At 61.5% G+C, this 24,397-nt stretch carries 16 protein-coding genes; 13 read left to right on the top strand and 3 right to left on the bottom strand.

Annotated elements, in window-relative coordinates; genetic code table 11:
* The first annotated feature begins 9 nt into the window (after positions 1–9).
* The 12 genes from PSH86_RS16520 to PSH86_RS16575 all read left to right on the top strand — a co-directional run bounded on the left by PSH86_RS16520 (position 10) and on the right by PSH86_RS16575 (position 20,347).
* On the top strand, positions 10–972 hold the full coding sequence (locus tag PSH86_RS16520; RefSeq protein ID WP_116832505.1) for a D-2-hydroxyacid dehydrogenase family protein: 963 nt from the start codon (positions 10–12) through the stop codon (positions 970–972).
* A 648-nt stretch (positions 973–1,620) separates the two neighbouring features.
* Positions 1,621–3,192: a glycogen synthase GlgA gene (gene glgA / locus PSH86_RS16525; protein ID WP_109754186.1), complete on the top strand. Its 1,572-nt coding sequence runs from the start codon at positions 1,621–1,623 to the stop codon at positions 3,190–3,192.
* Positions 3,193–3,199: 7 nt separating this feature from the next.
* The gene (gene treZ, locus PSH86_RS16530; protein ID WP_109754187.1) at positions 3,200–5,002 is read left to right on the top strand and encodes a malto-oligosyltrehalose trehalohydrolase; all 1,803 of its coding nucleotides are present in this window, start codon (positions 3,200–3,202) and stop codon (positions 5,000–5,002) included.
* Positions 4,999–7,077, top strand: a complete 2,079-nt coding sequence (gene malQ / locus PSH86_RS16535) for a 4-alpha-glucanotransferase (RefSeq protein ID WP_176687768.1) — start codon at positions 4,999–5,001, stop codon at positions 7,075–7,077. The genes treZ and malQ overlap by 4 nt, the downstream gene beginning before the upstream one ends.
* The gene (locus tag PSH86_RS16540; RefSeq protein WP_305483749.1) at positions 7,074–9,860 is read left to right on the top strand and encodes a malto-oligosyltrehalose synthase; all 2,787 of its coding nucleotides are present in this window, start codon (positions 7,074–7,076) and stop codon (positions 9,858–9,860) included. Before malQ ends, PSH86_RS16540 begins: the two co-directional genes overlap by 4 nt.
* 20 nt (positions 9,861–9,880) lie before the next feature.
* Entirely contained in the window at positions 9,881–10,222 is a 342-nt protein-coding gene (locus tag PSH86_RS16545; protein ID WP_249015075.1) for a DUF2934 domain-containing protein, read from the top strand.
* A 206-nt stretch (positions 10,223–10,428) separates the two neighbouring features.
* Positions 10,429–12,588 (top strand): glycogen debranching protein GlgX, encoded by a 2,160-nt coding sequence (gene glgX / locus PSH86_RS16550; RefSeq protein ID WP_109754191.1) that lies wholly within the window; start codon positions 10,429–10,431, stop codon positions 12,586–12,588.
* 249 nt (positions 12,589–12,837) lie between these two features.
* Complete coding sequence (locus PSH86_RS16555; protein ID WP_109754192.1) at positions 12,838–13,602, top strand: PIG-L deacetylase family protein; 765 nt, start codon at positions 12,838–12,840, stop codon at positions 13,600–13,602.
* A 273-nt stretch (positions 13,603–13,875) separates the two neighbouring features.
* Positions 13,876–14,640, top strand: coding sequence for an endonuclease/exonuclease/phosphatase family protein (locus PSH86_RS16560; RefSeq protein ID WP_269154783.1), 765 nt, complete (start codon positions 13,876–13,878; stop codon positions 14,638–14,640).
* Positions 14,641–14,819: 179 nt separating this feature from the next.
* Positions 14,820–17,279, top strand: a complete 2,460-nt coding sequence (locus PSH86_RS16565) for an autotransporter outer membrane beta-barrel domain-containing protein (RefSeq protein ID WP_305483750.1) — start codon at positions 14,820–14,822, stop codon at positions 17,277–17,279.
* A gap of 294 nt (positions 17,280–17,573) precedes the next feature.
* Positions 17,574–18,488 carry an autotransporter outer membrane beta-barrel domain-containing protein gene (locus PSH86_RS16570; RefSeq protein WP_116832512.1) on the top strand — a complete coding sequence of 305 codons (915 nt, stop codon included), beginning with the start codon at positions 17,574–17,576 and terminating at the stop codon, positions 18,486–18,488.
* Positions 18,489–18,721: 233 nt separating this feature from the next.
* Positions 18,722–20,347 carry an NADP-dependent glyceraldehyde-3-phosphate dehydrogenase gene (locus tag PSH86_RS16575; RefSeq protein WP_305483751.1) on the top strand — a complete coding sequence of 542 codons (1,626 nt, stop codon included), beginning with the start codon at positions 18,722–18,724 and terminating at the stop codon, positions 20,345–20,347.
* An 18-nt stretch (positions 20,348–20,365) separates the two neighbouring features.
* Here PSH86_RS16575 and PSH86_RS16580 read toward each other — a convergent pair whose 3' ends face one another.
* Positions 20,366–21,259, bottom strand: coding sequence for a DMT family transporter (locus tag PSH86_RS16580; RefSeq protein WP_305483752.1), 894 nt, complete (start codon positions 21,257–21,259; stop codon positions 20,366–20,368).
* A 136-nt stretch (positions 21,260–21,395) separates the two neighbouring features.
* On the opposite strand from PSH86_RS16580, the gene PSH86_RS16585 reads away from it, so the two are divergent.
* Positions 21,396–21,833, top strand: coding sequence for an Lrp/AsnC family transcriptional regulator (locus PSH86_RS16585; protein WP_109754198.1), 438 nt, complete (start codon positions 21,396–21,398; stop codon positions 21,831–21,833).
* A gap of 42 nt (positions 21,834–21,875) precedes the next feature.
* Here the strand turns inward: PSH86_RS16585 and PSH86_RS16590 are convergent, their stop codons facing one another.
* Complete coding sequence (locus PSH86_RS16590) at positions 21,876–23,225, bottom strand: hypothetical protein (protein ID WP_109754199.1); 1,350 nt, start codon at positions 23,223–23,225, stop codon at positions 21,876–21,878.
* A gap of 400 nt (positions 23,226–23,625) precedes the next feature.
* A complete protein-coding gene (locus PSH86_RS16595) occupies positions 23,626–24,297 on the bottom strand; it encodes a Bax inhibitor-1/YccA family protein (protein ID WP_014338124.1) in 672 nt (223 codons plus the stop codon).
* Positions 24,298–24,397 lie beyond the last annotated feature (100 nt).

Here is a 24,397-nt window from a genome sequence, read left to right on the forward strand (position 1 = left end):
AGGTGTTCCATGGCGGTGCAAATAGCAGTCATAGACGATTGGCAAGATGTGGCACGTGGCGTGGTGGATTGGTCGGTGCTGGACCGCATCGGCCAGGTGACGTTTGTCCACGACTATCCCGCCGACCGCGACACCCTCGCCGAGCGCCTGCAGCGCTTCGAAGTGATCTGCGTGATGCGTGAGCGCACCTTGTTCGACGAAGGCCTGCTGCGCCGCCTACCCAATCTCAAGCTGTTGCTCACCGGTGGTATGCGCAATGCCGCCCTGGACCTCAAGGCTGCCGCCGAACTGGGCATCCAGGTGTGCGGGACCGACAGCTACAAGCACGCCACGCCCGAACTGACATGGGCGCTGATCATGGCCCTGACCCGCAACCTGGTACAGGAAGCCAATGCCCTGCGCGCCGGCCTCTGGCAGCAAGGCTTGGGCGGCGACCTGCACGGCAAGACGCTGGCGATCCTCGGCCTGGGCAGCATCGGTACGCGGGTGGCGCAGTTCGGCCAGGTATTCGGCATGCGGGTGATCGCCTGGAGCCAGAACCTCAGCGCCGAGCGAGCCGCCGAAGTCGGCGTGACCTACGTCAGCAAGCAGGCCTTGTTCGAACAGGCCGACATTCTTTCGATCCACCTGGTGCTCGGTGAACGCACCCGCGGCCTGGTGGATGCCCAGGCACTGGCCTGGATGAAGCCCGAGGCGCTGCTGGTCAACACCTCACGCGGGCCGATCGTCGATGAAGCCGCCCTGATCGACGCCCTCCAGCACCAGCGCCTGGCTGGCGCCGCCCTGGACGTCTTCGCCCAGGAGCCCTTGCCAGCCGCCCATCCCTTCCGAACCCTGGAAAACGTACTGGCCACGCCTCATGTGGGTTACGTCAGCCGACAGAATTACCAGCGGTTCTATTCCCTGATGATCGAAGACCTGCTGGCATGGGCGGCGGGCACGCCGATTCGGTTGCTGACGCCGACGGGCTAAGCCCCGGCCCCAAATATCCTGGATACCTCTCTGTAGGAGCGGGCTTGCTCGCGAATGCTGTTTGTCAGCCACACATTTGCTGGCTGATACACCGCATTCGCGAGCAAGCCCGCTTCCACAGGATAGTGTGCTTCCAGCGCAGACAATAGCCATCAAAACGCCTCCATTCCGCCCGCCCCCCAATGGTGCATCACGCCATTCCATCGCGCACGCCGATGACACAAGGCTGCCCCTTTACACCTTTTTGTTTTCAGGAAACTGCACTTCGTCGGTGCGTATCCCTCTTTGTCGTGTAGGAGATTGCCGACAAAAACCGTGATTGTCGGACAATGCGACGAACCGAGCCGCACCGCTCTAAGTTCTGACCTAGACTGCCTAACCGGGGAGAAAACCGACCGGTCATCCGGACGAAAAAAAGTCGAAACTTTTCGCAACGGCGACAGGTCAGGTTAGAGGTAGGGCAACAGCGACTGGTGCAGTCCTTGCACTGGTCATTGCAACAGCTCCTTCACAGCTGATTCGCTTCGCCGCATTGGGTAGCCGTTCGCTTTCCTTGCGTAGCGCTTGTGCGCCTGGCCGCAGGATTCGGCCAATGAAACAACAGCTCTGGCGCTTGCCGGAAACAGATCGAGAAAATGGGAGATATTTATGATCAGTGCTGCCTTGGAACCACAACAAGTCCGTTCTCAATTACCGCCGGCGGCCGAATCGCCAACGGCACCGGTGCTGGCCACCGGCGGCAAGGCACTGCTCCCCGTCGTTCGACAGAATCCCAACCGCAAGAAAGTATTGTTCGTCACTTCGGAAATCGCCGACCTGGTAAAGACCGGCGGCCTGGGCGACGTCTCCTCCGCATTGCCCCGGGCCATGGCCGGGCTGCATGATGTCCGGGTGCTGATCCCCGGTTATCCGCAAGTGATGAACAGCGGCAATCCGATCCACATCATCGGCGAACTGGGCGGCCACGCAGCACTGCCGCCCTGCAAGATCGGGCGCATGGACATGGCCGACGGCCTGGTGATCTACGTACTGATCTGCCCGGAACTGTTTGCCCGCGAAGGCTCCCCCTACGGCGCCAACAACGGTCGCGACTGGCCCGACAACCACATTCGCTTCGCCCGCCTGGGCCTGGCCGCCGCCGACATCGCCGCCAACCTCGCGCAGATCCACTGGTGCCCGGACCTGGTCCACGCCCACGACTGGCCAGCCGGGCTGGCACCGGCCTACATGCACTGGCGTGGGCAACGCACCCCTACGCTGTTTACCATCCACAACCTGGCCTATCAGGGCGTCGTCAGCCTGGCGTCCTGCCCGGAACTGGGCATCCCCGAGCACGCCCTGCAACAGGAAGGCATGGAGTTCTACGGCAAGCTGTCGTTCCTCAAGGCCGGGATGGCCTACTCCAGCCATATCACCACCGTCAGCGCCACCTACGCCCAGGAAATCACCACCCCGGCGTTCGGTTGCGGGCTCGACGGTTTCCTCGCGGCCAAGACCCAACAAGGCTTGCTCAGCGGCATCCCCAACGGCATCGATGAAAGCTGGGACTCGGCCACCGACACGCATCTGTTCCGCCAGTTCGCCATGGGCGACTGGGAAGGCAAGAGAGTCAACGCAAGCCACGTGCGTGAACTCTTTGGCCTCGATGACTCCACTGGCCCGCTATTCGCGGTGGTTTCGCGCCTGGTCTACCAGAAAGGCCTGGACCTGACCGAAGCGGTCGCCGAGTTCATCGTCGAGTCCGGCGGCCAGATCGCCATCATTGGCCGCGGCGAACCGGAAGAAGAACAGGCCATGCGCGAACTCGCGCTGCGCTTTCCCGGGCGCATCGGCGTGCGCATCGGCTTCAACGAAACCGATGCGCGGCGGATGTTCGCCGGCAGCGATTTCCTGCTGATGCCGTCGCGCTACGAGCCCTGCGGCTTGAGCCAGATGTACGCCCAACGCTTCGGCTCACTGCCGGTTGCGCGCAATACCGGAGGCCTGGCAGACACTATCGAAGATGGCATCACCGGCTTCCTGTTCGATGAGTCCACCGTGGAAAGCTACAAACAGGCCCTGAGCCGGGCCTTCAAGGTCTTCGAGTTCCCCGACCTGCTCAACGCCATGCGCTGCCGGGCCATGTCGGCGCCGTTCAACTGGTGCAAGGCCGTCGAACCCTACGCCGAACTCTACGAACAGCTGGTGGCTAAGTCACTGGGAAAATCGGCCAGACAATGAGGTAACAATGACGTCAAGGACGCCTGAGACATGGACCCACGGGGCGGTCATGCTGGATGAGGAGCACACCCGCTTCGCCCTTTGGGCCCCGGATGCCTTTTTTGTCAGTGTCGAGCTCGACACTGGAGATTCAATACCGCTACTGCCCCAAGCCGACGGCTGGTTCATGATCCAGACCCGTTGCCCCGCTGGCACCGGCTACCGCTACAACATCGATGGCGAGCTGGAAGTGCCGGACCCAGCCTCTCGCGCCCAGGCCGGCGATATCGATCGCCACAGCGTGGTGGTCGACCCGCATGCCTATTCATGGCGGCACACTCAATGGTCCGGCCGCCCCTGGCACGAAGCCGTGATTTACGAATTGCACGTCGGCGCCCTGGGTGGTTTCAACGGAGTCGAGCAGCATTTGGCACGCCTGGCCGGGCTGGGCGTCACCGCTATCGAGCTGATGCCGCTGGCGCAGTTTCCTGGGGATCGCAATTGGGGCTACGACGGCGTCCTGCCCTACGCACCCCAGGCCTCCTACGGCACACCCGAACAGCTCAAGCATCTGATCGACAGCGCCCACGGCCATGGGTTGTCGGTCATCCTCGATGTGGTCTACAACCACTTCGGCCCCGACGGCAACTACCTGCACCGCTACGCCAAGGGCTTCTTTCGCGAAGACAAGCACACGCCCTGGGGCGCGGCGATTGATTTCCGGCGCCGTGAGGTACGGGACTTTTTCATCGACAACGCGCTCATGTGGCTCCTGGAATACCGTTTCGACGGCTTGCGCCTGGACGCGGTACACGCCATTGAAGACCCGGACTTTCTCCAGGAGCTGGCGGCCAGGGTGCGCGAGCAGGTAGACCCGGTCCGGCATGTCTGGCTGACCGTGGAAAACGAACACAACCAGGCCAGCCTGTTGGAACACGGCTACGACGCCCAGTGGAACGACGACGGGCACAATGCCTTGCACGTGCTGCTGACCGGTGAAACCGACGCTTACTACGCCGACTATGCCGAACAGCCGACGGAACAACTGGCACGTTGCCTCAGCCAGGGGTTCGTCTTCCAGGGCCACATCAATCGCCATGGCGAATCCCGGGGCGAACCCAGTGGGCACCTGCCGCCGAGCGCGTTCGTACTGTTCCTGCAGAACCATGACCAGATCGGCAACCGAGCCCTGGGCGAACGCCTGCATCAGCTCGCCGTGCCCCAGGCACTGCAAGCGGCGACAGCCTTGTTGCTGTTGTCACCGATGATCCCGCTGCTGTTCATGGGCGACGAGGTGGCGGCCGAACAACCGTTCCTGTTCTTTACCAGCCACCACGGCGAGCTGGCAGAACTCGTACGCGAAGGCCGACGCAGCGAGTTCAAGGCCTTCAGTGCCTTTGCCGATCCGCAGAAACGCGAACAGATTCCCGACCCCAACGCGGCCAGCACCTTCGAGGCTTCACGCCCGAGCCTGGAATCGCAAGGCCCGGAGCAACAGGCCAACGAGGCGCTATATCGACAACTGCTGAAAATTCGCCGTGAAGAAATCGTCCCGCGCCTGCCCGGTGCCCAGGCGCTGGGCGCCGATGTGCTGGGCCGTGGCGCCGTCAGCGCACGCTGGCGGCTGGGCGATGGCAGTGTGTTGCGCATCGACCTGAACCTGAGTGATCAGCCCGTCGCACACAGCGCCCCGGAAGAGGTACGCATTCTTTTCGAACATCCACAGCCGCTCGAGGGTCTGTTGCAACAGGGCGTTCTTGCGCCCTACAGCGCGCTGGTCAGTCTGACGCAGGCGACAACCTTGCCCAACATCACTGGAGAGCGCCTATGAGCGATGCGCAACTGGAAATCCTCGCCGCAAGAGCGGGCCTGGCGGTGGATTGGATCGATGCCAATGGCCGGGCCCAGAAAGTCTCGCCGGCCGTCTTGCGCTCGGTCCTTACCGGCCTGGGCCACCCAGCCGGCAGCGCCCAGGAAATCGACGCCAGCCTGCTGCAGTTGCAGGAAGCTCAACAGAACCATCAATTGCCACCGCTGATCACCGCCGACGTCGGGGCCAGCCTGGACTTGAGCCGCTACTTCGAGGCGGGGACGCCCTGCGAAATCAAACTCGAAGATGGCGCGACACTGAACCTGAACCTCGATGCCGACGCCAAGCTGCCGGGGATGGTCCCAGTGGGTTATCAGCACGTCAGCATCCAGGACCAGCATTTCACCCTCGCCGTCGCACCGGCCCGTTGCTACAGCGTGGCCGATGCGGTGGACGACCCGACACCACGGGCCTGGGGCCTGAGCGCACAACTGTATGCCCTCAGGCGTCCCGGTGACGGCGGCTTCGGTGATACCCAAGCCCTGGAGGAACTGGCACGGGTGGCCGGCGAGCGCGGGGCCGAGGCCATTGCCATCAGCCCGATGCATGCCATGTTCAGTAGCGACACCGGGCGCTACAGCCCCTACTCACCGTCGAGCCGACTGTTTCTCAACAGCCTGTACGCGGCGCCGGGGACCATCCTCGGCGAACGCGCCCTGCGCACCGCCATCGACGCCACCGGCCTGACCAATCAACTGCGTACCCTGGAAGAGCAGCCACTGATCGACTGGCCGGTCGCCGCCCAAGCCAAGCAGAAAATCCTGCGGGCCCTTTACGACGGCTTCAGCCAGGGCGAGCATCCGCTGCATGAAGACTTCAGCAGTTTCCGTCACACCAGCGGCGAAGCCCTGGAGAACCATTGCCGCTTCGAGGCCTTGCAGGCCGAACGCGCCGCCCGCGGCGAAAGCCTCGACTGGCGGCAGTGGCCGGAAGAATGGCGTGATCCGCGCAGTACGGCCTTGGGCCATTTTGCCGAAGAAAATGCCGATGAAATCGGCTTCCACGCCTTTTGCCAATGGTTGATCGCTCGCTGCCTGGAACGTGCCCAGAGCGCAGCCAAATCCAGCGGCATGGGCATTGGCCTGATCGCCGACCTGGCGGTGGGTGCCGATGGCGGTGGCAGCCAGGCCTGGAGCCGACAGGACGAACTGCTCGCTTCGCTGACCGTGGGCGCACCGCCCGACATTCTCAACCGCTCCGGCCAAGGCTGGGGGATCTCCGCGTTTTCCCCGGAAGGCCTGGTGCGTAACGGCTTTCGCGCATTCATTGAAATGTTGCGGGCCAACTTCGCCCACGCCGGCGGCTTGCGCATCGATCATGTCATGGGCTTGCAACGGCTCTGGGTGATTCCTAACGACGCCCCACCCTCCGATGGCGCCTACCTGTATTACCCGGTAGACGACCTGCTGCGCCTGCTGGCACTCGAATCCCATCGTCACCAAGCCATTGTGCTCGGCGAAGACCTTGGCACCGTGCCAGATGGCCTGCGGGAAAAACTCAGCGCCCGCTCGATCCTGGGCATGCGCGTGCTGTTGTTCGAACAGGACAACACCCACTTCAAGCCAATCCTCGATTGGCCGGACAATGCCCTGGCAACCACCAGCACCCATGACTTGCCAACGCTCAATGGCTGGTGGCACGGTCACGACATCGACTGGAACGCCCGGCTGGACCTGATCGATTCCCACACCGAAATGGACTGGCGCAAACACCGCGAGCGCGAACGTGAAGGCCTGCGCCAGGTACTGAACCAGGATCCGCAGAACTTTCGCGAGGAACACCGCGAAACCGACCAGGTACTGGATGCCAGCGTGCGCTTCCTCGGCCACACCCGCGCGCCGCTGGTGTTGCTGCCTCTCGAAGACGCCCTGGGCATCGAGGAACAGGCGAACCTGCCGGGCACCATCGACACCCACCCCAATTGGCGCCGCCGCCTGACCCAGCAAAGCCAGGCGTTACTGGATGACCCGGACGCCGCCCGGCGTCTGGAAATACTCGCCTGTGCCAGACTTCAGGCGAACGAGCGTGACCGATGAAGCAGACATTGATCCAACCCCTGCGGGCAACATTGCGCCTGCAGTTTCATAAAGGCTTCACCCTGGACGATGCCATCCCCCAGGTGCCGTACTTCGCCGCGCTGGGCATCAGCCATATCTATGCCTCGCCACTGCTCAAGGCCCGGGCCGGCTCGATGCACGGCTACGATGTCGTCGACCCGACCCTGGTCAACCCCGAGCTTGGCGGCGAAGCAGCGCTCAAGCGCCTGGTCGCAGCCTTGCGCGAGCACCGGATGGGCTTGATCCTCGACATCGTTTCCAATCACATGGCCGTTGGCGGCAATGACAATCCCTGGTGGCTGGATTTGCTCGAATGGGGCCGCCTGAGCCCTTACGGTGAATTCTTCGACATCCAGTGGCACTCCCCGGACCCGCTGATGGAGGGCCAGTTGTTGCTGCCGTTCCTGGGCAGCGACTACGGCGTGGCGTTGCAGGAAGGCACCTTGAAACTGCGCTTCGATGCCGCCCATGGCCGCTTCTATGTCGAGCACTACGAACACCACTTCCCCATTTGCCCGATGTACTACGGCGAACTGCTCAAACCCGCCGAAACCCTGCCCGCCGGGCAAGCCGAGTCGCTCAAATCCCTGGCCGAGCGCTTCACCACGCTCAATTACCAGACCGATGCCCACACCCTCGCCCGCCCACTGCAAGCAGAATTGCAAAGCCTGGCGACAGATAACGGCATCCTGAGCGCCATCGAGGACAACCTGGGCGGCTACGACTCTACCCAGCCCCAGGGCTTCGAACGCCTGCATCAATTGCTGGAGCGCCAAAGCTATCGCCTGGCCAGTTGGCGCACAGCCGCGGACGATATCAATTGGCGGCGTTTTTTCGATGTCAACGAACTGGGCGGGCTGCGGGTCGAGCGTCCGGCGGTATTCGAGGCGACCCATGCCAAGATTTTCGAATTGATCGGTGAAGGATTGGTGGACGGGCTGCGGATCGATCACATCGATGGCCTTGCCGACCCTCGCGGTTACTGCCGCAAATTGCGCAGACGCGTCGATTCGCTTTCGCCGTCGCGGCACCTGCCGATTTTCGTCGAGAAAATCCTTGGCGATGGCGAAACCTTGCGACGGGACTGGAACATCGACGGCAGCACCGGTTACGAGTTCATGAACCAGGTTTCGCTGCTCCAGCATGACCCGGCCGGTGCCGAGCCCCTTGCCGAATTCTGGAGCCGGCACAGTGAGCGACCGGCGCACTTCATTGAAGAAGCGCGCCTGGCCCGCCAACAGATTCTCAATGGTTCCCTGGCCGGCGACTTCGAAAGCGTCGCCCAGGCCCTGCTGCAAGTGGCCCGGGACGATGTGATGACCCGCGACCTGACCCTGGGCGCGATCCGCCGGGCCTTGCAAGAGCTGATCGTGCATTTCCCGGTGTATCGCACCTACATCACGCCCCTGGGGCGGTCGGCCGAAGACGAAGTGTTCTTCAACCAGGCCCTGGAAGGCGCCCGGCAAACCCTCAGCGAAGCTGACTGGCCGGTGCTCGATTGCCTGGCCGGATGGCTCGGTGGGATGCCCTGGCGGCAACGTCCGCGCGGCAGCCAGCGTAAACGCCTGCGCCATGCCTGCGTGCGTTTCCAGCAACTGACCTCGCCAGCCGCCGCCAAAGCCGTGGAAGACACCGCGCTCTATCGCTCGGCAGTGCTGTTGTCGCGCAATGACGTGGGCTATGACACCGAGCGCTTCAGCGCCCCGGCCGAGGTGTTCCACCACGCCTGCCTTGAGCGACTCGAACACTTTCCCGACAACCTGATCACCACCGCCACCCACGACCACAAGCGCGGCGAAGACACCCGTGCCAGGCTGGCCGTACTCAGCGAGCGCGCCGACTGGTATGCCGCCTGCGTGGAGCAATGGCGCATCCTTGCGCCTTCGCTGCACAGCGACCCGTCGGCGCCTTCGGCCGGTGATGAGCTGATTCTGTACCAGGCGCTGCTCGGAAGCTGGCCGCTGGACCTCAACCTGCAGGACCACAAGGCCCTGGCCGACTACAACGAACGCCTGTGGCAATGGCAACGCAAGGCCTTGCGTGAAGCCAAGCTGCAAAGCAGCTGGGCGGCCGTCAACGACGCTTATGAGCAAGCGACGCAGATGTTTCTCGAACGGTTGCTGCTGGGTGATGAGGGGCTGCCGTTGCGCAGCGCCATCGCCGAGGCGGTCCAGGCCATCGCCCCGGCGGGTGCCCTCAATAGTCTGGCGCAAACTTTGCTGCGCATGACCGTACCCGGCGTACCGGACCTGTACCAAGGCAACGAGTTCTGGGACTTCAGCCTGGTTGATCCGGACAACCGCCGGCCTGTGGACTTCCAGGCCCGCCGCGAGGCGCTACGGGCCGACAACTCTCCAGCCGCGCTGATACGCGATTGGCGTGACGGGCGAGTCAAACAGGCATTGATCGCCAGGACACTGGCAGTGCGAGCCGAGTATCCGTCGCTATGGCGCCAGGGCCGCTACCAGCCGCTGGAAGTGCTCGGCGAACAGGCCCAACGGGTACTGGCCTTCATGCGTGAGGACGGGCAACAACGGGCGATCATTGTCGCGCCTATCCATGCGGCGCACTTGCTGGAAAACAGTGCCGTGCCGCTGGTGGCTGCGTCGGATTGGGGCGATACCCGCGTGTCGTTACCGTTCGCCGCCGAGGAGGAAAAACTGAAGGGACTTTTTTCAAGTGCAACAGTCACACCCCAAAGGGAGCTGCTGATCAGCACCGCACTGGGGGATTTCCCGGTCAATGTCTTTATCCAATCTTGAGTTGAATCAGGAGCACTGCGATGAGTACCGACGATAAACGCATCCGCGAATTCGCCTATCAGATCTGGGAGTCCGAGGGTAAGCCCAGCGGGCAGGAAAAACGCCACTGGGAGATGGCGCGCAAACTCGCCGAAGCCGAAGCCCTGGCGCCCAGCAAGCCTCCCAAGGCGGCGAGCAAATCAGCGGCCAGCAAAGCGGATGGCGCCAAGCCCCCCGTGGCGACCAAGAGCACCGCTGCCAAGAGCGCTCCAAAAAGCGCGACACCCAAGGCCAAGCCGGCGACCAAACCGGTCGCGACCACCGAGGCGCAAAAGCCTGCGGATAAAAAGCCCCGGGCGGCGCGCAAACCACCAGCGGTTTGATTCATCTCCCATCGGTCTCCTTGCCAGGTGGGAGCAAAGCTTGCTCGCGAAACAAGCGCATCGCTTCATCGCCGCAACCTTTGCTCCCACAGAGAGCAACTTGTCCCACACAGCGGGGATAACTCTCCTCGCCACGGGTGAAGGGGAAACCACCCCTCTCAAGTGAACCGCATCGCTATATCTGTCTGTCTTTTGCAGGAGCAACTATGACCCGTCCAAACAAAACCACGCCGCCGCCCGTTATCGAGGCTTCGCGGATTCGTGAGGGGCTGCCTTTTCCACTGGGTGCAACCTGGGATGGCCTCGGGGTCAATTTCGCGCTGTTTTCAGCCAATGCCACCAAGGTCGAACTGTGCATTTTCGATGATGCCGGCGAAGTCGAACTCGAACGCATCGAACTGCCGGAATACACCGACGAGATTTACCACGGTTATCTGCCTGATGCCCACCCGGGATTGATCTACGGCTATAGGGTCTATGGTCCATACGACCCGGCGAACGGTCATCGCTTCAACCCGAACAAGCTGCTGATCGATCCGTACGCCAAGCAGCTGGTCGGTCAATTGAAGTGGTCCGAAGCCCTGTTCGGCTACACCATTGGCCATCCCGACGGCGACCTCAGTTTCGATGAGCGTGACAGCGCCCCGTTCGTCCCCAAGTGCAAAGTCATCGATCCGGCGCACACCTGGGGCCACGACCATCGCGTCAGCGTGCCCTGGGACAAGACCATCCTGTATGAAACCCATGTGCGCGGCCTCACCATGCGCCACCCTGCGGTACCCGAAAACCTGCGCGGTACATTCGCCGGGCTGATGGTCGACGATGTGCTGGAGCATATCCGCAAGTTGGGGGTTTCCTCGGTGGAACTGCTGCCCATCCATGCCTTCGTCAATGACCAGCACCTGCTGCACAAAGGCATGACCAATTATTGGGGCTATAACAGTATCGCCTTCTTTGCCCCGGACCCACGTTACCTGGCCAGCGGCAAGATCGCCGAGTTCAAGGAGATGGTCGCCCACCTGCACGAGGCCAACCTGGAAGTCATCCTCGATGTGGTCTACAACCACACCGCCGAAGGCAACGAACAGGGCCCCACCCTGTCCATGCGCGGCATCGATAACGCCTCGTACTACCGGCTGATGCCCGATGACAAGCGCTACTACATCAACGACTCCGGCACCGGCAACACCTTGGACCTGAGCCATCCTTGCGTTCTGCAAATGGTCACCGATTCCCTGCGCTACTGGGCCACGGAGATGCACGTCGATGGCTTCCGCTTCGACCTGGCGACCATTCTCGGCCGCTACCATGACGGCTTCGACGAACGCCACAGCTTCCTCGTTGCCTGCCGCCAGGACCCGGTACTGCGCCAGGTGAAAATGATCGCCGAGCCTTGGGACTGTGGTCCTGGAGGTTATCAGGTGGGGCACTTCCCGCCGGGCTGGGTCGAGTGGAACGACAAGTTCCGCGACACGGTGCGTGCCTTCTGGAAGGGGGATGATGGCCAGCTCGCCGATTTCGCCAGCCGCATGACAGCCTCGGGCGAGATGTTCAACCAGCGTGGCCGGCGTCCATACGCCTCGGTGAACTTCGTCACAGCCCACGACGGTTTCACCTTGAATGACCTGGTGTCGTACAACGACAAGCACAACGAAGCCAACGACGAGAACAACCAGGACGGCAGCAATAACAACCTGTCCTGGAACCATGGCGTCGAAGGCCCGACGGACGATCCGGAGATCAACGCGCTACGCCATCGGCAGATGCGCAACTTCTTCGCCACCCTCCTGCTGGCCCAAGGCACCCCGATGCTCGTTGCCGGCGACGAATTTGCCCGTACCCAGCACGGCAATAACAATGCCTATTGCCAGGACAGTGAGATCGGCTGGGTCAATTGGGACCTGAGCGAGGATGGCGCGGCGCTGCTCAAGTTCGTCAAGCGCCTGATCAAATTGCGCCTGACCTACCCGATCCTGCGGCGCGGGCGATTCCTGGTGGGTAACTACAACGAGGACATCGGCGTCAAGGACGTGACCTGGCTGGCCCCGGACGGCAGCGAAATGACCACTGAACAATGGCAGGACGGCCATGGTCGCTGCCTGGGGATGCTGATGGACGGGCGAGCCCAGGAGACCGGTATTCGACGCAAGGGCGGCGATGCGACGCTGCTGCTGGTGGTCAATGCGCATCATGACATCGTCAATTTCAGCTTGCCGGAAGTCCCCGAGGGCAGTTTCTGGACCTGCATGGTCGACACCAATCAACCGGCCGTTCGAGGACAGGAGCGCTTCGAGTTCGATTCTGAATACTCCGTCACCGGGCGCTCGCTGCTGCTGTTCGAACTGCAACGCGAAGACGAGGAATGAAACACCCGCTGTAAGCTGCCATGAGGACCGCAAGGAAGCGGTTTTCGATGCACACCTGCCAGTTTGAAGAAAAAAATGCAGTGCAGATGCACATGTCACGAGACGAATCGGCCGAGATGGTCAATACTTCATATGCGGTAGTCTCCAGGATTCGGAGCGCTGTGAATCGCAGTCATGCCCACATCGGAACCACCGGACAGTAGGCCCGGTGCATGGCTGAAAGATTGAACACATACAAGGATGTCGCTTATGAAACCTGCCTCTCGCTTGCCTGGCCGACAGCACCCGCAAATCTGGAACAGTGCTGCGCAACTGGCCGATATTCCAATCATCAGTACCCAGACGCTCATTCCCGCCGGCGCCCGTGCGGTCATCCTCGCCCCCCATCCAGGCGATGAGGTCGGGGCCTGTGGCGGATTGCTGCAATTGCTGAGCAACCTGAACCAACCCATGTTGCTGATCTCGGTCACCGACGGAGACTTGGCCCACCCCGGCTCACCGTTGTGGACCGACGAACGCCTGCGTACACACCGCCCTCACCCCCAGGAAAGCGTGGACGCCCTGCATCGCCTTGGCATTGCGGCCAACGGCCTGCAATGGGTGCGCGGCGGCTTCCCGGAAAAGGCCCTGGCCGAACACGAGGCCGAACTGGCTAGCTTCATAGCTCGCCACCTGCGGCCCGGTGACGTGGTATTCAGCACCTGGCGCCAGGATGGCGACAGCGATCACGACACCGTCGGCCGCGCCGGGGCGCTGGCCGCCGACAAAGTCGGTGTGGCGTTCAACGAACTGCCGGTGTGGGCCTGGCACTGGCCAGTGCGCGAGCAAAATAAAATCCCCTGGCACCGGGCCCGTAAACTGCGCCTCGACGTCTGGACCACCGCCCGCAAGCGTCACGCCATGTACGCCTACGTCAGCCAACTTGCCGGCGAACCGGCGAGCGGCATCGCCCCACTGTTACCCAGGGTCATCCTTGACCGGATGGGCTTGCCCTATGAGATTGTGTTCATCTGAATACGCACCTGTAAAGCTGGGTTTGTTCGCGGAGGGCGGTGGTTCAGACACACCGCCAATCGCGAGCAGGCTCGCTCTCACATTGGATTTGCGGGGTACTGCAACATCTGCGCACGCCTGCGCCCCCTGTGGGAGCGAGCTTGCTCGCGATAGCGATCGGCAAGGATATGAAAAATCCGGAACTGCCGGCACCTTGGGTCAGTCGCATGAACAAGTACGTCTGATTCAGGAGTGAACGTGTCTCAAGATCCCGATTGGCGCGCCGTCGAACCAATGCCATCGGACGCGCCCGCGGCGGTTCATCGGCTGCGGATCCTGACGGTCAACACCCATAAGGGTTTCACCGCCCTCAATCGTCGTTTCATCCTGCCCGAACTACGCGAAGCGGTGCGCAGTACCGGCGCCGACCTGGTGTTCCTGCAAGAGGTGCTGGGCGAACACGACCGACACGCGTCACGCTACGACAACTGGCCCCAGACGTCCCAGTACGAATTCCTCGCCGACAGCATGTGGAACGATTTCGCCTACGGCCGTAATGCGGTCTACCCCGATGGCCATCATGGCAACGCTCTGCTCTCCAAGTACCCGATCCGCCAGTTCCGCAATCTCGATGTGTCCATCACCGGTCCGGAGCGGCGCGGATTGTTGCATTGCGTGCTGGATGTGCCCGGCCACGCCGCCGTCCACGGGATCTGCGTGCACCTGAGTCTCCTGGAAAGCCATCGTCAACTACAGCTCAAACTGCTCTGCCAACTGCTCGATTCGCTGCCCGAGGACGCCCCTGTGATCATCGCCGGCGACTTCAACGACTGGCAATTGCGGGGTAACCTCACCCTCGCCCGCCATGGCTCCCTGCATGAAGCCTTCGAGCACCACCACGGTCGCCCGGCCAGGACCTACCCGGCCCGTTTCCCGCTGCTGCGCCTGGACCGCATATACCTGCGTAACGCCAGCAGCCACGCCCCGCAAATACTTGGGAGCAAACCCTGGACGCACCTGAGCGATCACCTGCCACTTTCGGTGGAAGTGCATTTGTAAGGCTGATCCTGGCCGCTGTTTCTGCGCAGTGACCTGTAAGTTCTGACAGTAGCGACGCCCTTTATTCGTTGCTAGGGTGCCATCCCATACAGCGAGCGTTGCCAGGCCCTGTGTGCCATCTGTTGTGCAACCAATGCTGGAACCGGCATTTGCGAAATGCCGATGCAGAGGGATAGCACATGATTCGGCACAACAAACGACTCAATCGGCTGCTCAACGCTTTATGGGTATCGGCCCCTTTCCTGTTCCCCGCACCGGCCGCCATGGCAGCCTGCACGCTGGCACCAACCGCCGGCGATGACACCTATGTCTGCGACAGCGGCACCAGCCCCGGGCTGACGGACCTTGCAGGTAACAACAGCCTGACCCTGCCCGCCAACGGCAGCGGCGTCATTTCCGGCGACGTTACCTTCGGCACCGGGGTCGACCGCATCGTGATTAACGCCAACGGCGTGATTGACGGTGATGTCGAGCAAGGTTCGGAGGCCGATGATTTCGTCATGAATGGTGGCAGGATCCTGTCTCTGGCCCAAGGCGACGGCCTCGATACCTTCCTGATGACGGGTGGGACCATCGTCGATGCGTTCGAAGACGGCGACCACGCCGAGATGACCGGCGGCACCATTGGCCGGGTCGACATGAAACTCGATGACAATGTTTTCAATATGTCCGGCGGAAACATCATCGGCAACCTGGTGACCGGTTTCGGCCAGGACACCATCATCCTCTCCGCAGGACGGATCGGCGGTAATGTCAGTGTCAGCGGCGGCAACGACAGCATTACCGTCAGCGGTGGCGAAATCCTCGGCGAAGTCCGGGCCAGTGCCGGCGATGACCAATTCCAATGGAGCGGCGGCCTCATTCACTCGGCCATCCTGATGGGCGAAGGCAACGACACGGCACGGCTGAGCACGCTAGATGAAGCCGGGCTGAGCATCACCCCTAGCGTGAATGGCGGATTGGGCCAGGACGTCTTGACCTTCGAAGGCAGCACCTCCAGCACCGGCGCCCGTTACCTCAATTGGGAAACGGTCAACCTCACCCAAGGTTCGCAACTGGACCTTAACGACACGCTGACCTTGGGTGACAGCGCCACCGGCACCGGGACGCTCAACATCGAAAGCGGCAGCACGCTGACGGCGACCCAGGGCGTCATCGCCCCTTTTACCGCCGGTCAACTGGCGACGCTCAACAACGCCGGGACGATAGACCTTACCCAGGGCAACACCCGCACCAACGACACGCTTACCGTCCAGGGCAACTACGTCGGCAACAATGGCCAGTTGCATGTGCAAACGGCAGTCGGCGCCGATGGCTCTGCCAGTGACAAATTGGTGGTCAATGGCGGGACGCTCACCGGCACTACCACCATCATAGTCACGAACCTGGGCGGCACGGGCGCGCGGACGACCCAGGACGGTATCGAAGTGGTCCAGGCCCAGGGGGGCGCGGTCAGTGACATCAATGCCTTTTCACAGGGGCAGTCCATCTCGGCCGGTGCGTTCGATTACCGCCTGTTCAAGGGCGGCGCGACCGGTAATCCAAACAACTGGTACCTGCGCTCCAGCTTGATTGAAGGGCCGGTAGCCGCTCCCATCCCAACGGCGCCTCCCGCACCAGGTGCGCCACCGGTCCCGACGCTACCGCCGTTGCCAACTGCGGTGCCCGGTGCGGCACCTATCCCGTTATATCGCCCGGAAGTGCCGACCTGGTCAGTATTGCCTCCAGCGGCGGCGCAACTGACCCTGATGGCCCTGGGCACGTTCCATGATCGCCAGGGCGACCAGCGCCTGCTCACGGAAACTGGCGCCTTCGGCGCGGGTTGGGGCCGGGTCTACGGCAAGGATCTGGAGCAAACCTGGGCCGGTACGGTGACGCCGCGGTTCGATGGGTCGATCAAGGGGTTCCAGGTGGGCAACGATCTGTACAGCTCCCTGCTGTCCGGCGGCCAGACCCAACGCATTGGTTTCTTCGTCGGCCACACGGAGCTGAACGGCGATGTCAAAGGCTTCAACCTGGGTTTCGAAGATCGACACGCCGGCAAGATAGAACTCGACGGCGACAGCTATGGACTGTACTGGACGCTCACCGACCCTACCGGCGGCTACGTCGATGCAGTGGTGATGGGCACGCGACTGAACGGTGACAACCGCTCCGAACGCGGCTTGAAAATCGACAATCGTGGGCACGCCCTGACTGTTTCGGCGGAGGCCGGCTATCCCTTCGCGGTGAGCGCCAACTGGGTCGTCGAACCCCAGGCCCAGATCATCCACCAGAAAGTGTCCCTGGACACGCAAAACGATGGGGTCTCCAAGGTCGAGTTCGATTCCGACGGTGCCTGGACCGGCCGTCTCGGGGCTCGCCTCAAGGGCCGCTACCAGGTCAGCGGCATGCCCGTGGAACCCTACCTGCGCGCCAACCTCTGGCACACGTTTTCCGGCACCGACTCGGTGACGTTCGACGACACCGAACGGGTCGAGACCCAACAGCGCGCGTCCACCGGTGACCTCGGGATTGGCGTCACCGTGAGCCTGGCGCCCACAGTCGCCATGTATGCCGGCGCGGACTACAGCCAAAACTTCGACAGCAACCAGCAACGCGCCGTGGCCGGCAGAATCGGCTTACGGATCAGTTGGTAGACAGGAACCCCGACGGTGATTTGACGCCCAAATATGATCTGAAATAAGCAATTGAAATCAGCCTCTTATTGAGGCTGATTTCAGCCTGCCATTCATCGTCCATTTTCTTGACGCAGTGCCATCAGTCTTCTTGACTACACGGTACTACCCCCGGAAATACAGTCAGGGGCAGGCCTCTGGAACCCGCAAACGCGGGCCGCCAGAGGCTTGCCTCAATCCATTCGGTCGCCCCTCATTCGGGGTAGGAGAGACGCCAAAAAGCGAGAAATGCATGCGATTGCAAGGCAGGCCACCATGAAAACCTCCCTCCGTCCACAAGAGATCACCATCACCTTCCACACCCTCTCTACTTCGTTGTTGCTGCTTTCCTCCATGGAGGTACAGGCCTGGCCTGGCGAGGAGACAACGCAGCCCTGGTATGGCCGAACACAGTCCCACGACCTCAGTACCGCAGCGATCGGCAGTGACCCCGCCTCCAGCAAGAGCCCCGCCCTGTTCACATTACGAAACGACAGCGGCCATACCCAGCGCATGGGGCTGATCAGTGGACAAAACCAGATTATTTCAACCGGCAATGGCCTGCTGGTGACGCCTGTCATGGCCGATCCAGGCAAGGATGCCGTCAACCTCAAAGGCTCGAGCCTTGGCGCCTACTGGAGCCTGACCGGGCCTGCGGGCTGGCACGTGGACCTGAGCGCCAGTGGCGGCCGGGTCAATGGCTACAGTCGCACCGAACAAGGCCAGCGCCAGGCCGCCGAAGGTAATGCGGTGACGCTGTCGGTCGAAGGTGGCTTTCCGATTGGCATCGGGACACACTGGGTAGTCGAACCCCAGGCGCAGTTGATCAACCAGCGCATCACCCTCGATACGCCGAATACCGAGAGCGGTACCGGCAATGAACTGAGCAGTTGGAGCGGCCGCGTCGGTGCACGACTCAAAGGTAACTACCAGGTCAATGGCCTGGGCATGGAGCCCTATGTGCGCACCAACCTGTGGCACACGGTGCAGAGCGCCGATACGTTGTCCCTGGACAAGGTCGACAAGATCAGCAGCAGCCGGAAATCCTCCACCGTCGAAGTCGGCCTGGGCCTGGTGGCACGGGTCACGCCGGCGGTAAGCCTGTATGTCAGCGCCGATTACAGCAGTGACGTCGACGACAACGACCTCAATGGCATCATCACCAGCATGGGCGTGCGGATGCGCTGGTGAGCAAAAGCTTTGTAGGAGCTGTTGAGTGCAACGAGGCTGCGATCTTTCGCTTGGAACTCAAGTGCCTGGGGAAAGATCGCAGCCTCGCTTCGCGAGGTAGCTCCTACGACATCGCCAGGCGCGAGCAATCTGCCGCCACTTAAAAAACACCTCCATTAAGGCGTATAACGCTAAAAGCGATTTATACCTGCAAGCCGTCCGCCCATGGCTCATTTCATTGATGGAGTAACGACATGACCACCGCCCCTTTTCTCGCCAACCTGTTTCCCAGTGCCGCCGACATCCCGGACGCCTACCGCCTCGAAGGCCGGATCGAACAGCGCGAATACCTGGTCGACGGCATCCTGAAAACCTGGCAGGGACCACTGGCCGTCGTGCGCAGCCCCGTTTACCTGGCGGGTGAGCTGGGCGACGAGCAAGTGATTCTAGGCAGCACACCGCTGTTGGATGCCGAGACCGCCCTCACCGCCCTGGACGCCGCCGTCCGGGCTTACGACCGCGGCCAGGGCCAGTGGCCGACGATGCGCGTCGCCGAGCGCATCCGTCATGTGGAAACCTTCCTGGCGCGCATGCGCGAGCAACGCGAGGCCGTAGTCAAGCTGCTGATGTGGGAAATCGGCAAGAACCTCAAGGATTCCCAGAAGGAATTCGACCGCACCTGCGACTACATCGTCGACACCATCAACGCCCTCAAGGAGCTGGACCGACGCTCCAGCCGCTTCGAGCTGGAACAGGACACCCTCGGGCAGATCCGCCGCGTCCCCTTGGGCGTGGCCTTGTGCATGGGCCCGTACAACTATCCGCTGAACGAAACCTTCACCACGTTGATTCCCGCCTTGATCATGGGCAACACCGTGGTGTTCAAGCCAGCCAAGCTCGGCGTGTTGCTGATCCGTCCATTGCTGGAGGCCTTTCGCGACAGTTTCCCGGCGGGCGTGATCAACGTGATCTACGGCAGTGGCCGGGAAACCGTCAGCGCACTGATGGCCAGCGGCAAGATCGACATCTTCGCCTTCATCGGCACCAACAAGGCTGCCAGTGACCTGAAGAAGCTCCACCCGCGTCCGCACCGCTTGCGGGCCGCCCTGGGGCTGGATGCGAAGAACCCCGGGCTGGTGCTGCCGGACGTAGACTTGGACAACGCCGTCAGCGAAGCCTTGACCGGCTCGCTCTCCTTCAACGGCCAACGCTGCACGGCGTTGAAAATCCTGTTTGTCCATGAGGACGTGGCGCCAGCGTTCATCGAGAAGTTCAACGCCAGGCTCGCCACTCTGAAACCCGGCATGCCATGGGAGGACGGTGTGGCGCTGACGCCGTTGCCCGAGGCGGGCAAGGTCGATTACTTGCACTCGCTGGTCGCCGATGCGCTCGCCAAGGGGGCAGAAGTGAAGAATGCCCACGGGAGCGAATCACGCAGCTCGTTCTTCTACCCGGCAGTGCTCTACCCGGTGAATACGGCGATGCGGGTCTACCACGAAGAGCAGTTCGGCCCGGTCGTGCCCATCGTGCCGTACCGTGACCTCAATACCGTGATCGACTATGTGCTGGAGTCCGACTTCGGCCAGCAACTGAGCATTTTCGGTACCAATCCGGCGGAAGTCGGCAAGCTGGTGGACACCTTCGCCAATCAGGTCGGACGTATCAACATCAATGCCCAGTGCCAGCGCGGCCCGGATACCTTCCCGTTCAATGGCCGGAAAAACTCAGCCGAAGGCACCTTGTCCGTTCACGATGCGCTACGCACCTTCTCTATTCGTACGCTGGTGGCCACCAAGTTCCAGGACAGCAACAAAGCGCTGATCAGCGACATCATTCGCGAACGCGATTCCAACTTCCTGACCACCGACTACATCTTCTGAGCCACGCCGAACGGTGCCTCAAGACAGGGCTGCGCGGCGCAACTTGATGCCCCAGCCCTGCTGCATGCCTGCGGCCGCCAACAGGATCGCCGCCACACCCAACCATTGCAGGAGTTCAAGGCGATGACCGAAGGCGAACCAATCGACGAAGATCGCCGCAATCGGATAGATGAACGACAGCGCGCCGGTGATCGCCGTCGGCAATCGTTGAATCGCGCTGTACAACAACACGTACATCACACCGGTATGCACCATGCCCAGGGTCAACAGGCTGGCCCACGCCCCGGCGTGCTGTGGCAACGCTGAGAAGTTCGCCCAGGGTGCCAGGAGCAATACGCCGGTGCTGACCTGGATCAGTGCAATCAGATGCGGCGGCGTGCCGGTCAGGCGTTTGATGATCAACGCTGCGATGGCGTACAGCAACGCTGCGCCCAGCGCCAGCGCGATGCCCAGCAGATAGGCACCGCCGCCCTGCCCTTGTTCGCCGTGGGAACTGACGATTGCCAGCATTCCGAGAAACGATACCGCCAGCCAGAACAGTTTTTGCGCGGTGATCCTTTCTCCCAGGAACAGAGCCGCCAGCCCGACCAACATGAACGGCTGGACGTTGTACACCGCCGTACCGATGGCAATCGAGGCTCGGGAGTAAGAGGCGAACAACAGCACCCAGTTGCCGACAATCGCCACCCCGCTGAGCACCGCCAGCAGAAAGGTGGTGCGTGTCAGGATACCTGGACGCAAGAAGCCGAAACCGGCGCAAATCAGCAGTAAAGTGGCGGTGCCAAACACGCAACGCCAGAACACCACATCCAGTACCGGCAGGCCCGAGACCAGCACGAACCAGCCTATGGTTCCGGAGATCAGCATGGCGGCAGTCATTTCGAGCGAACCGCGGCGTAGGGTCTTGTCCATCTTCAGGCTCCTTCAGCAAGTGAGGCACAGTATGCCGAGCCAGTGGTTGGGTTCTCCATGGTCTGAAAAAGGCTAAACTGGCTTTCGACCTTTTTTATCAAGGCAACTTCGAGCATTCGCCTAATGGAACTGAAAAATGACTGACGACATCGACCAGATCCTCATCAGCGCCCTGATGGAAGATTCCCGACGCTCCCTCAAGGCTCTGGCGAACCTGAGTGGCCTGTCCTCTCCCAGCGTCGCCGAGCGCCTTCGCCGGCTCGAAGAACGCGGCGTGCTCAGGAGCTACACCGTCGAGGTAGACCCCAAGTGCTTCGGCTATCAACTCCAGGCCATCGTGCGTATCCGCCCGCTGCCGGGGCAGTTGCAGGAAGTTGAACGGCAGATCCAGGCCATCGCTGAATTCACCGAATGCGACAAGGTGACCGGCGAAGACTGTTTCATTGCCCGACTGCATGTGCGCTCGATGGAACAGCTGGACACGCTGCTGGACAGGCTCAATGTCCTGGCCGAGACCAATACGGCCATCGTCAAGAAAACGCCCGTCAAACGGCGCTTGCCGCCAATGGCGTGAGTCGGATCCGGCCTCGGTTCGTGTCCGAGGCCGGAGGCCACGCTACTGAAGGTCTTCCAGTTCAGGGCTGCGTTGGACTTTGTGCACCTCTTGCTCAGGCGCATTGCTCGCCTTCATCAGATTAAGGGGCTGTATTTTGGCGCAAGCATTCTGGCCGTCGGCATACACTCCGCTGTGGTTGCATTTCCAGTCATAGAAGTTGGCCAGGGAACCGGACAATTGCAGGCTGTAGTCGGTGCTTCGGGTGCCAGGGGTAAAGGGTTGGCCGGCTGGAATATTCTGGAACCACTTCATCCACTCCTCACCGCCCACGGGTGGCGGGTTGGCTTGGAAGGTCGGGTTCATCAGCGCCAATTGCTGGTACTCAGCGGTCATGTGGCAACTCAGGCAGGAGGCCTGGGGATTGTCCACGGGACCGTTGAGGCGCCCGTTCCAACCCAGATGGGTGGGTGGCAGCTCTTTGGTGTTCGCGTTGATGGCTGTCTGCTTGAGCGCCGGGTTGATCTTGGTTTCGGTAGGGGTCGGGTTGGTGAACGCGTTGCCGGTCTCTTTGGGATCGTTGCCCCACATAATCCCCACGGGCACCAGATTGTTCCAGTTCGCTTTACCGGTCACGGCACCGTTGTATTGGAACGTCCCGAACAGCCAGCCGGTGTCGCTCACGCGGGTGTCCCGCACGGCGATGTCCATCTGAATCAGCGCGACTTGGGTCACCGCGCGCTCTGTCGAGGTGAACGTCTTGGTGGTGTACGCATTCCAGAGCAATGGATTGGCCAGGAATGGCACCGTGGTGACGTCTATATCGGCAAACAACGCCTTGCAGACGACTGTACCGTTGGGAAAGCCCTTAGGTTGTGAGGTGTAGCTCGGGTCAGGGTTCTGCGGGTCTTTCCAGACCTGGCCAATGGTGTAGCCCCCTATATCGTTATAGATACCTACTGCGTAGGTCTGGCCACTGCCTTTTTGAGTGCTCGCCAATTGCAATGGCTTGATCGGTGCCTCCTTGGTAAGCCCTCGGATACCTTCGCGACCATTGGGGCCATAGTGTTGCCATGGCATGTGATACCACTGGCGAACCTTGTTTTTCTGCACATCCCAGCCGATCCCCGTATTGCCTTCCAGGCAATAAGCCTTGACCTCGTTCATATAGGAACGCCAGGTTTCAAAATCATTGCTGAACGTGGTGGGCAGATGCTTGAAGAATGCCGGCATCGAGGAAGGGCCCGGGGCCACGGTGGGATAGTCTTGGCTGAGCCGGAATAATGGACCGGAGTAGACGCTCTTGGGTGGCCCGTAGCCGAAATCAGGGAAGGTCCCCGCGTGGGCGCCCGCCATGGTCAGCGCGCCTGTCAGGGTCAGCAATGCAGCGATCTTTCCTTGGGGGTGGTTCATCGATATCTCCTTATAGGGAGAACGCCCGCCGTCCCATCGAACAATTGAACGATGCGCAGGGTCTCCTTCTGTTATCAGGCTTGGGCACCATGCCCATACCTGCTCACGGTCCACGGTCACTGATGTTGCCCACCTCCTTGGGCCCAAGAATCGGGCACGACCAGACAAGGCTTGATAGCCAAATGCGAACGGTATCCGGAGGGTGTGGCGAGATTTCGCGCAGTCGCTGATCGATCCACTTCATGCCGCCCCTGGCAATGCAGTTCCTAGCCATAGGTGTAGATCATTTATTCAAAGGTGCCATCACGCTTAAGGCTTTTTAAAGGCTATTGGCCACGACCTCAAAACGCGGACGAAAAAAAGCCCGCCGAAGCGGGCTTTTCACTCATTGCGGATGCAATCAGTCATCGCGACCCATCAGGCCGAACAGTTGCAGCAGGCTGACGAACAGGTTGTAGATCGATACATACAGGCTGACAGTGGCCATGATGTAGTTACGCTCGCCGCCGTGGATGATAGCGCTGGTCTGGTACAGGATGCAGACCGACGAGAACAACACGAAGCCGGCGCTGATCGCCAGTTGCAAGCCGCTGATCTGGAAGAAGAAGCTGGCCAGCACCGCACCCAGCAAGACGAAGAAACCTGCGGTGATGAAACCGCCGAGGAAACTCATGTCCTTGCGGGAAATCAGCACGTAGGCCGACAGGCCACCAAATACCAGTGCGGTCATTGCAAAGGCCGAGCTGACCACTTCGGCGCCGCCCTGCATTTGCAGGTAGCGATTGAGGATCGGGCCGAGCAGGAAGCCCATGAAACCGGTCAGGGCGAAAGCCGACACCAGGCCCCAGGCCGAATCACGGAGTTTGTTGGTAAGGAAGAAAAGGCCGTAGAAACCGATCAGCACGACGAAGATGTTCGGGTAACCCACCCGCATCTGTTGTGCGACGTAGGCCATCACACCGCTGAAAGCGAGCGTAAGTGCCAGCAGGCCATAAGTGTTGCGCAGGACGCGGCTAACCTCTAGCTGCTCAGCCTGCACGCTGTTGTTCACTGCGTAATCCTGTTCGCGCATGGCGACACTCCTCCGGTTTTGAAACATTCAGTGGCAAGGATCATAACAGACGCTCTGTAACAAGCTACGTAGAGAGTTTGACAGTGTGTTTCATTCGGGT

Origin of the sequence: Pseudomonas sp. FP2300, from assembly GCF_030687595.1 — a bacterium.
Lineage (GTDB): Bacteria > Pseudomonadota > Gammaproteobacteria > Pseudomonadales > Pseudomonadaceae > Aquipseudomonas > Aquipseudomonas bijieensis.

Coding starts and splice junctions, on each gene's coding strand:
- malQ (WP_176687768.1), top strand. CDS start 4,999: ATGAGCGATGCGCAACTGGAAATCCTCGCCGCAAGAGCGGGCCTGGCG.
- PSH86_RS16580 (WP_305483752.1), bottom strand. CDS start 21,259: ATGGACAAGACCCTACGCCGCGGTTCGCTCGAAATGACTGCCGCCATG.
- PSH86_RS16585 (WP_109754198.1), top strand. CDS start 21,396: ATGACTGACGACATCGACCAGATCCTCATCAGCGCCCTGATGGAAGAT.
- treZ (WP_109754187.1), top strand. CDS start 3,200: ATGACGTCAAGGACGCCTGAGACATGGACCCACGGGGCGGTCATGCTG.
- PSH86_RS16545 (WP_249015075.1), top strand. CDS start 9,881: ATGAGTACCGACGATAAACGCATCCGCGAATTCGCCTATCAGATCTGG.
- PSH86_RS16595 (WP_014338124.1), bottom strand. CDS start 24,297: ATGCGCGAACAGGATTACGCAGTGAACAACAGCGTGCAGGCTGAGCAG.
- glgA (WP_109754186.1), top strand. CDS start 1,621: ATGATCAGTGCTGCCTTGGAACCACAACAAGTCCGTTCTCAATTACCG.
- PSH86_RS16520 (WP_116832505.1), top strand. CDS start 10: ATGGCGGTGCAAATAGCAGTCATAGACGATTGGCAAGATGTGGCACGT.
- PSH86_RS16555 (WP_109754192.1), top strand. CDS start 12,838: ATGAAACCTGCCTCTCGCTTGCCTGGCCGACAGCACCCGCAAATCTGG.
- PSH86_RS16565 (WP_305483750.1), top strand. CDS start 14,820: ATGATTCGGCACAACAAACGACTCAATCGGCTGCTCAACGCTTTATGG.
- PSH86_RS16575 (WP_305483751.1), top strand. CDS start 18,722: ATGACCACCGCCCCTTTTCTCGCCAACCTGTTTCCCAGTGCCGCCGAC.
- PSH86_RS16590 (WP_109754199.1), bottom strand. CDS start 23,225: ATGAACCACCCCCAAGGAAAGATCGCTGCATTGCTGACCCTGACAGGC.
- glgX (WP_109754191.1), top strand. CDS start 10,429: ATGACCCGTCCAAACAAAACCACGCCGCCGCCCGTTATCGAGGCTTCG.
- PSH86_RS16560 (WP_269154783.1), top strand. CDS start 13,876: ATGCCATCGGACGCGCCCGCGGCGGTTCATCGGCTGCGGATCCTGACG.
- PSH86_RS16570 (WP_116832512.1), top strand. CDS start 17,574: ATGAAAACCTCCCTCCGTCCACAAGAGATCACCATCACCTTCCACACC.
- PSH86_RS16540 (WP_305483749.1), top strand. CDS start 7,074: ATGAAGCAGACATTGATCCAACCCCTGCGGGCAACATTGCGCCTGCAG.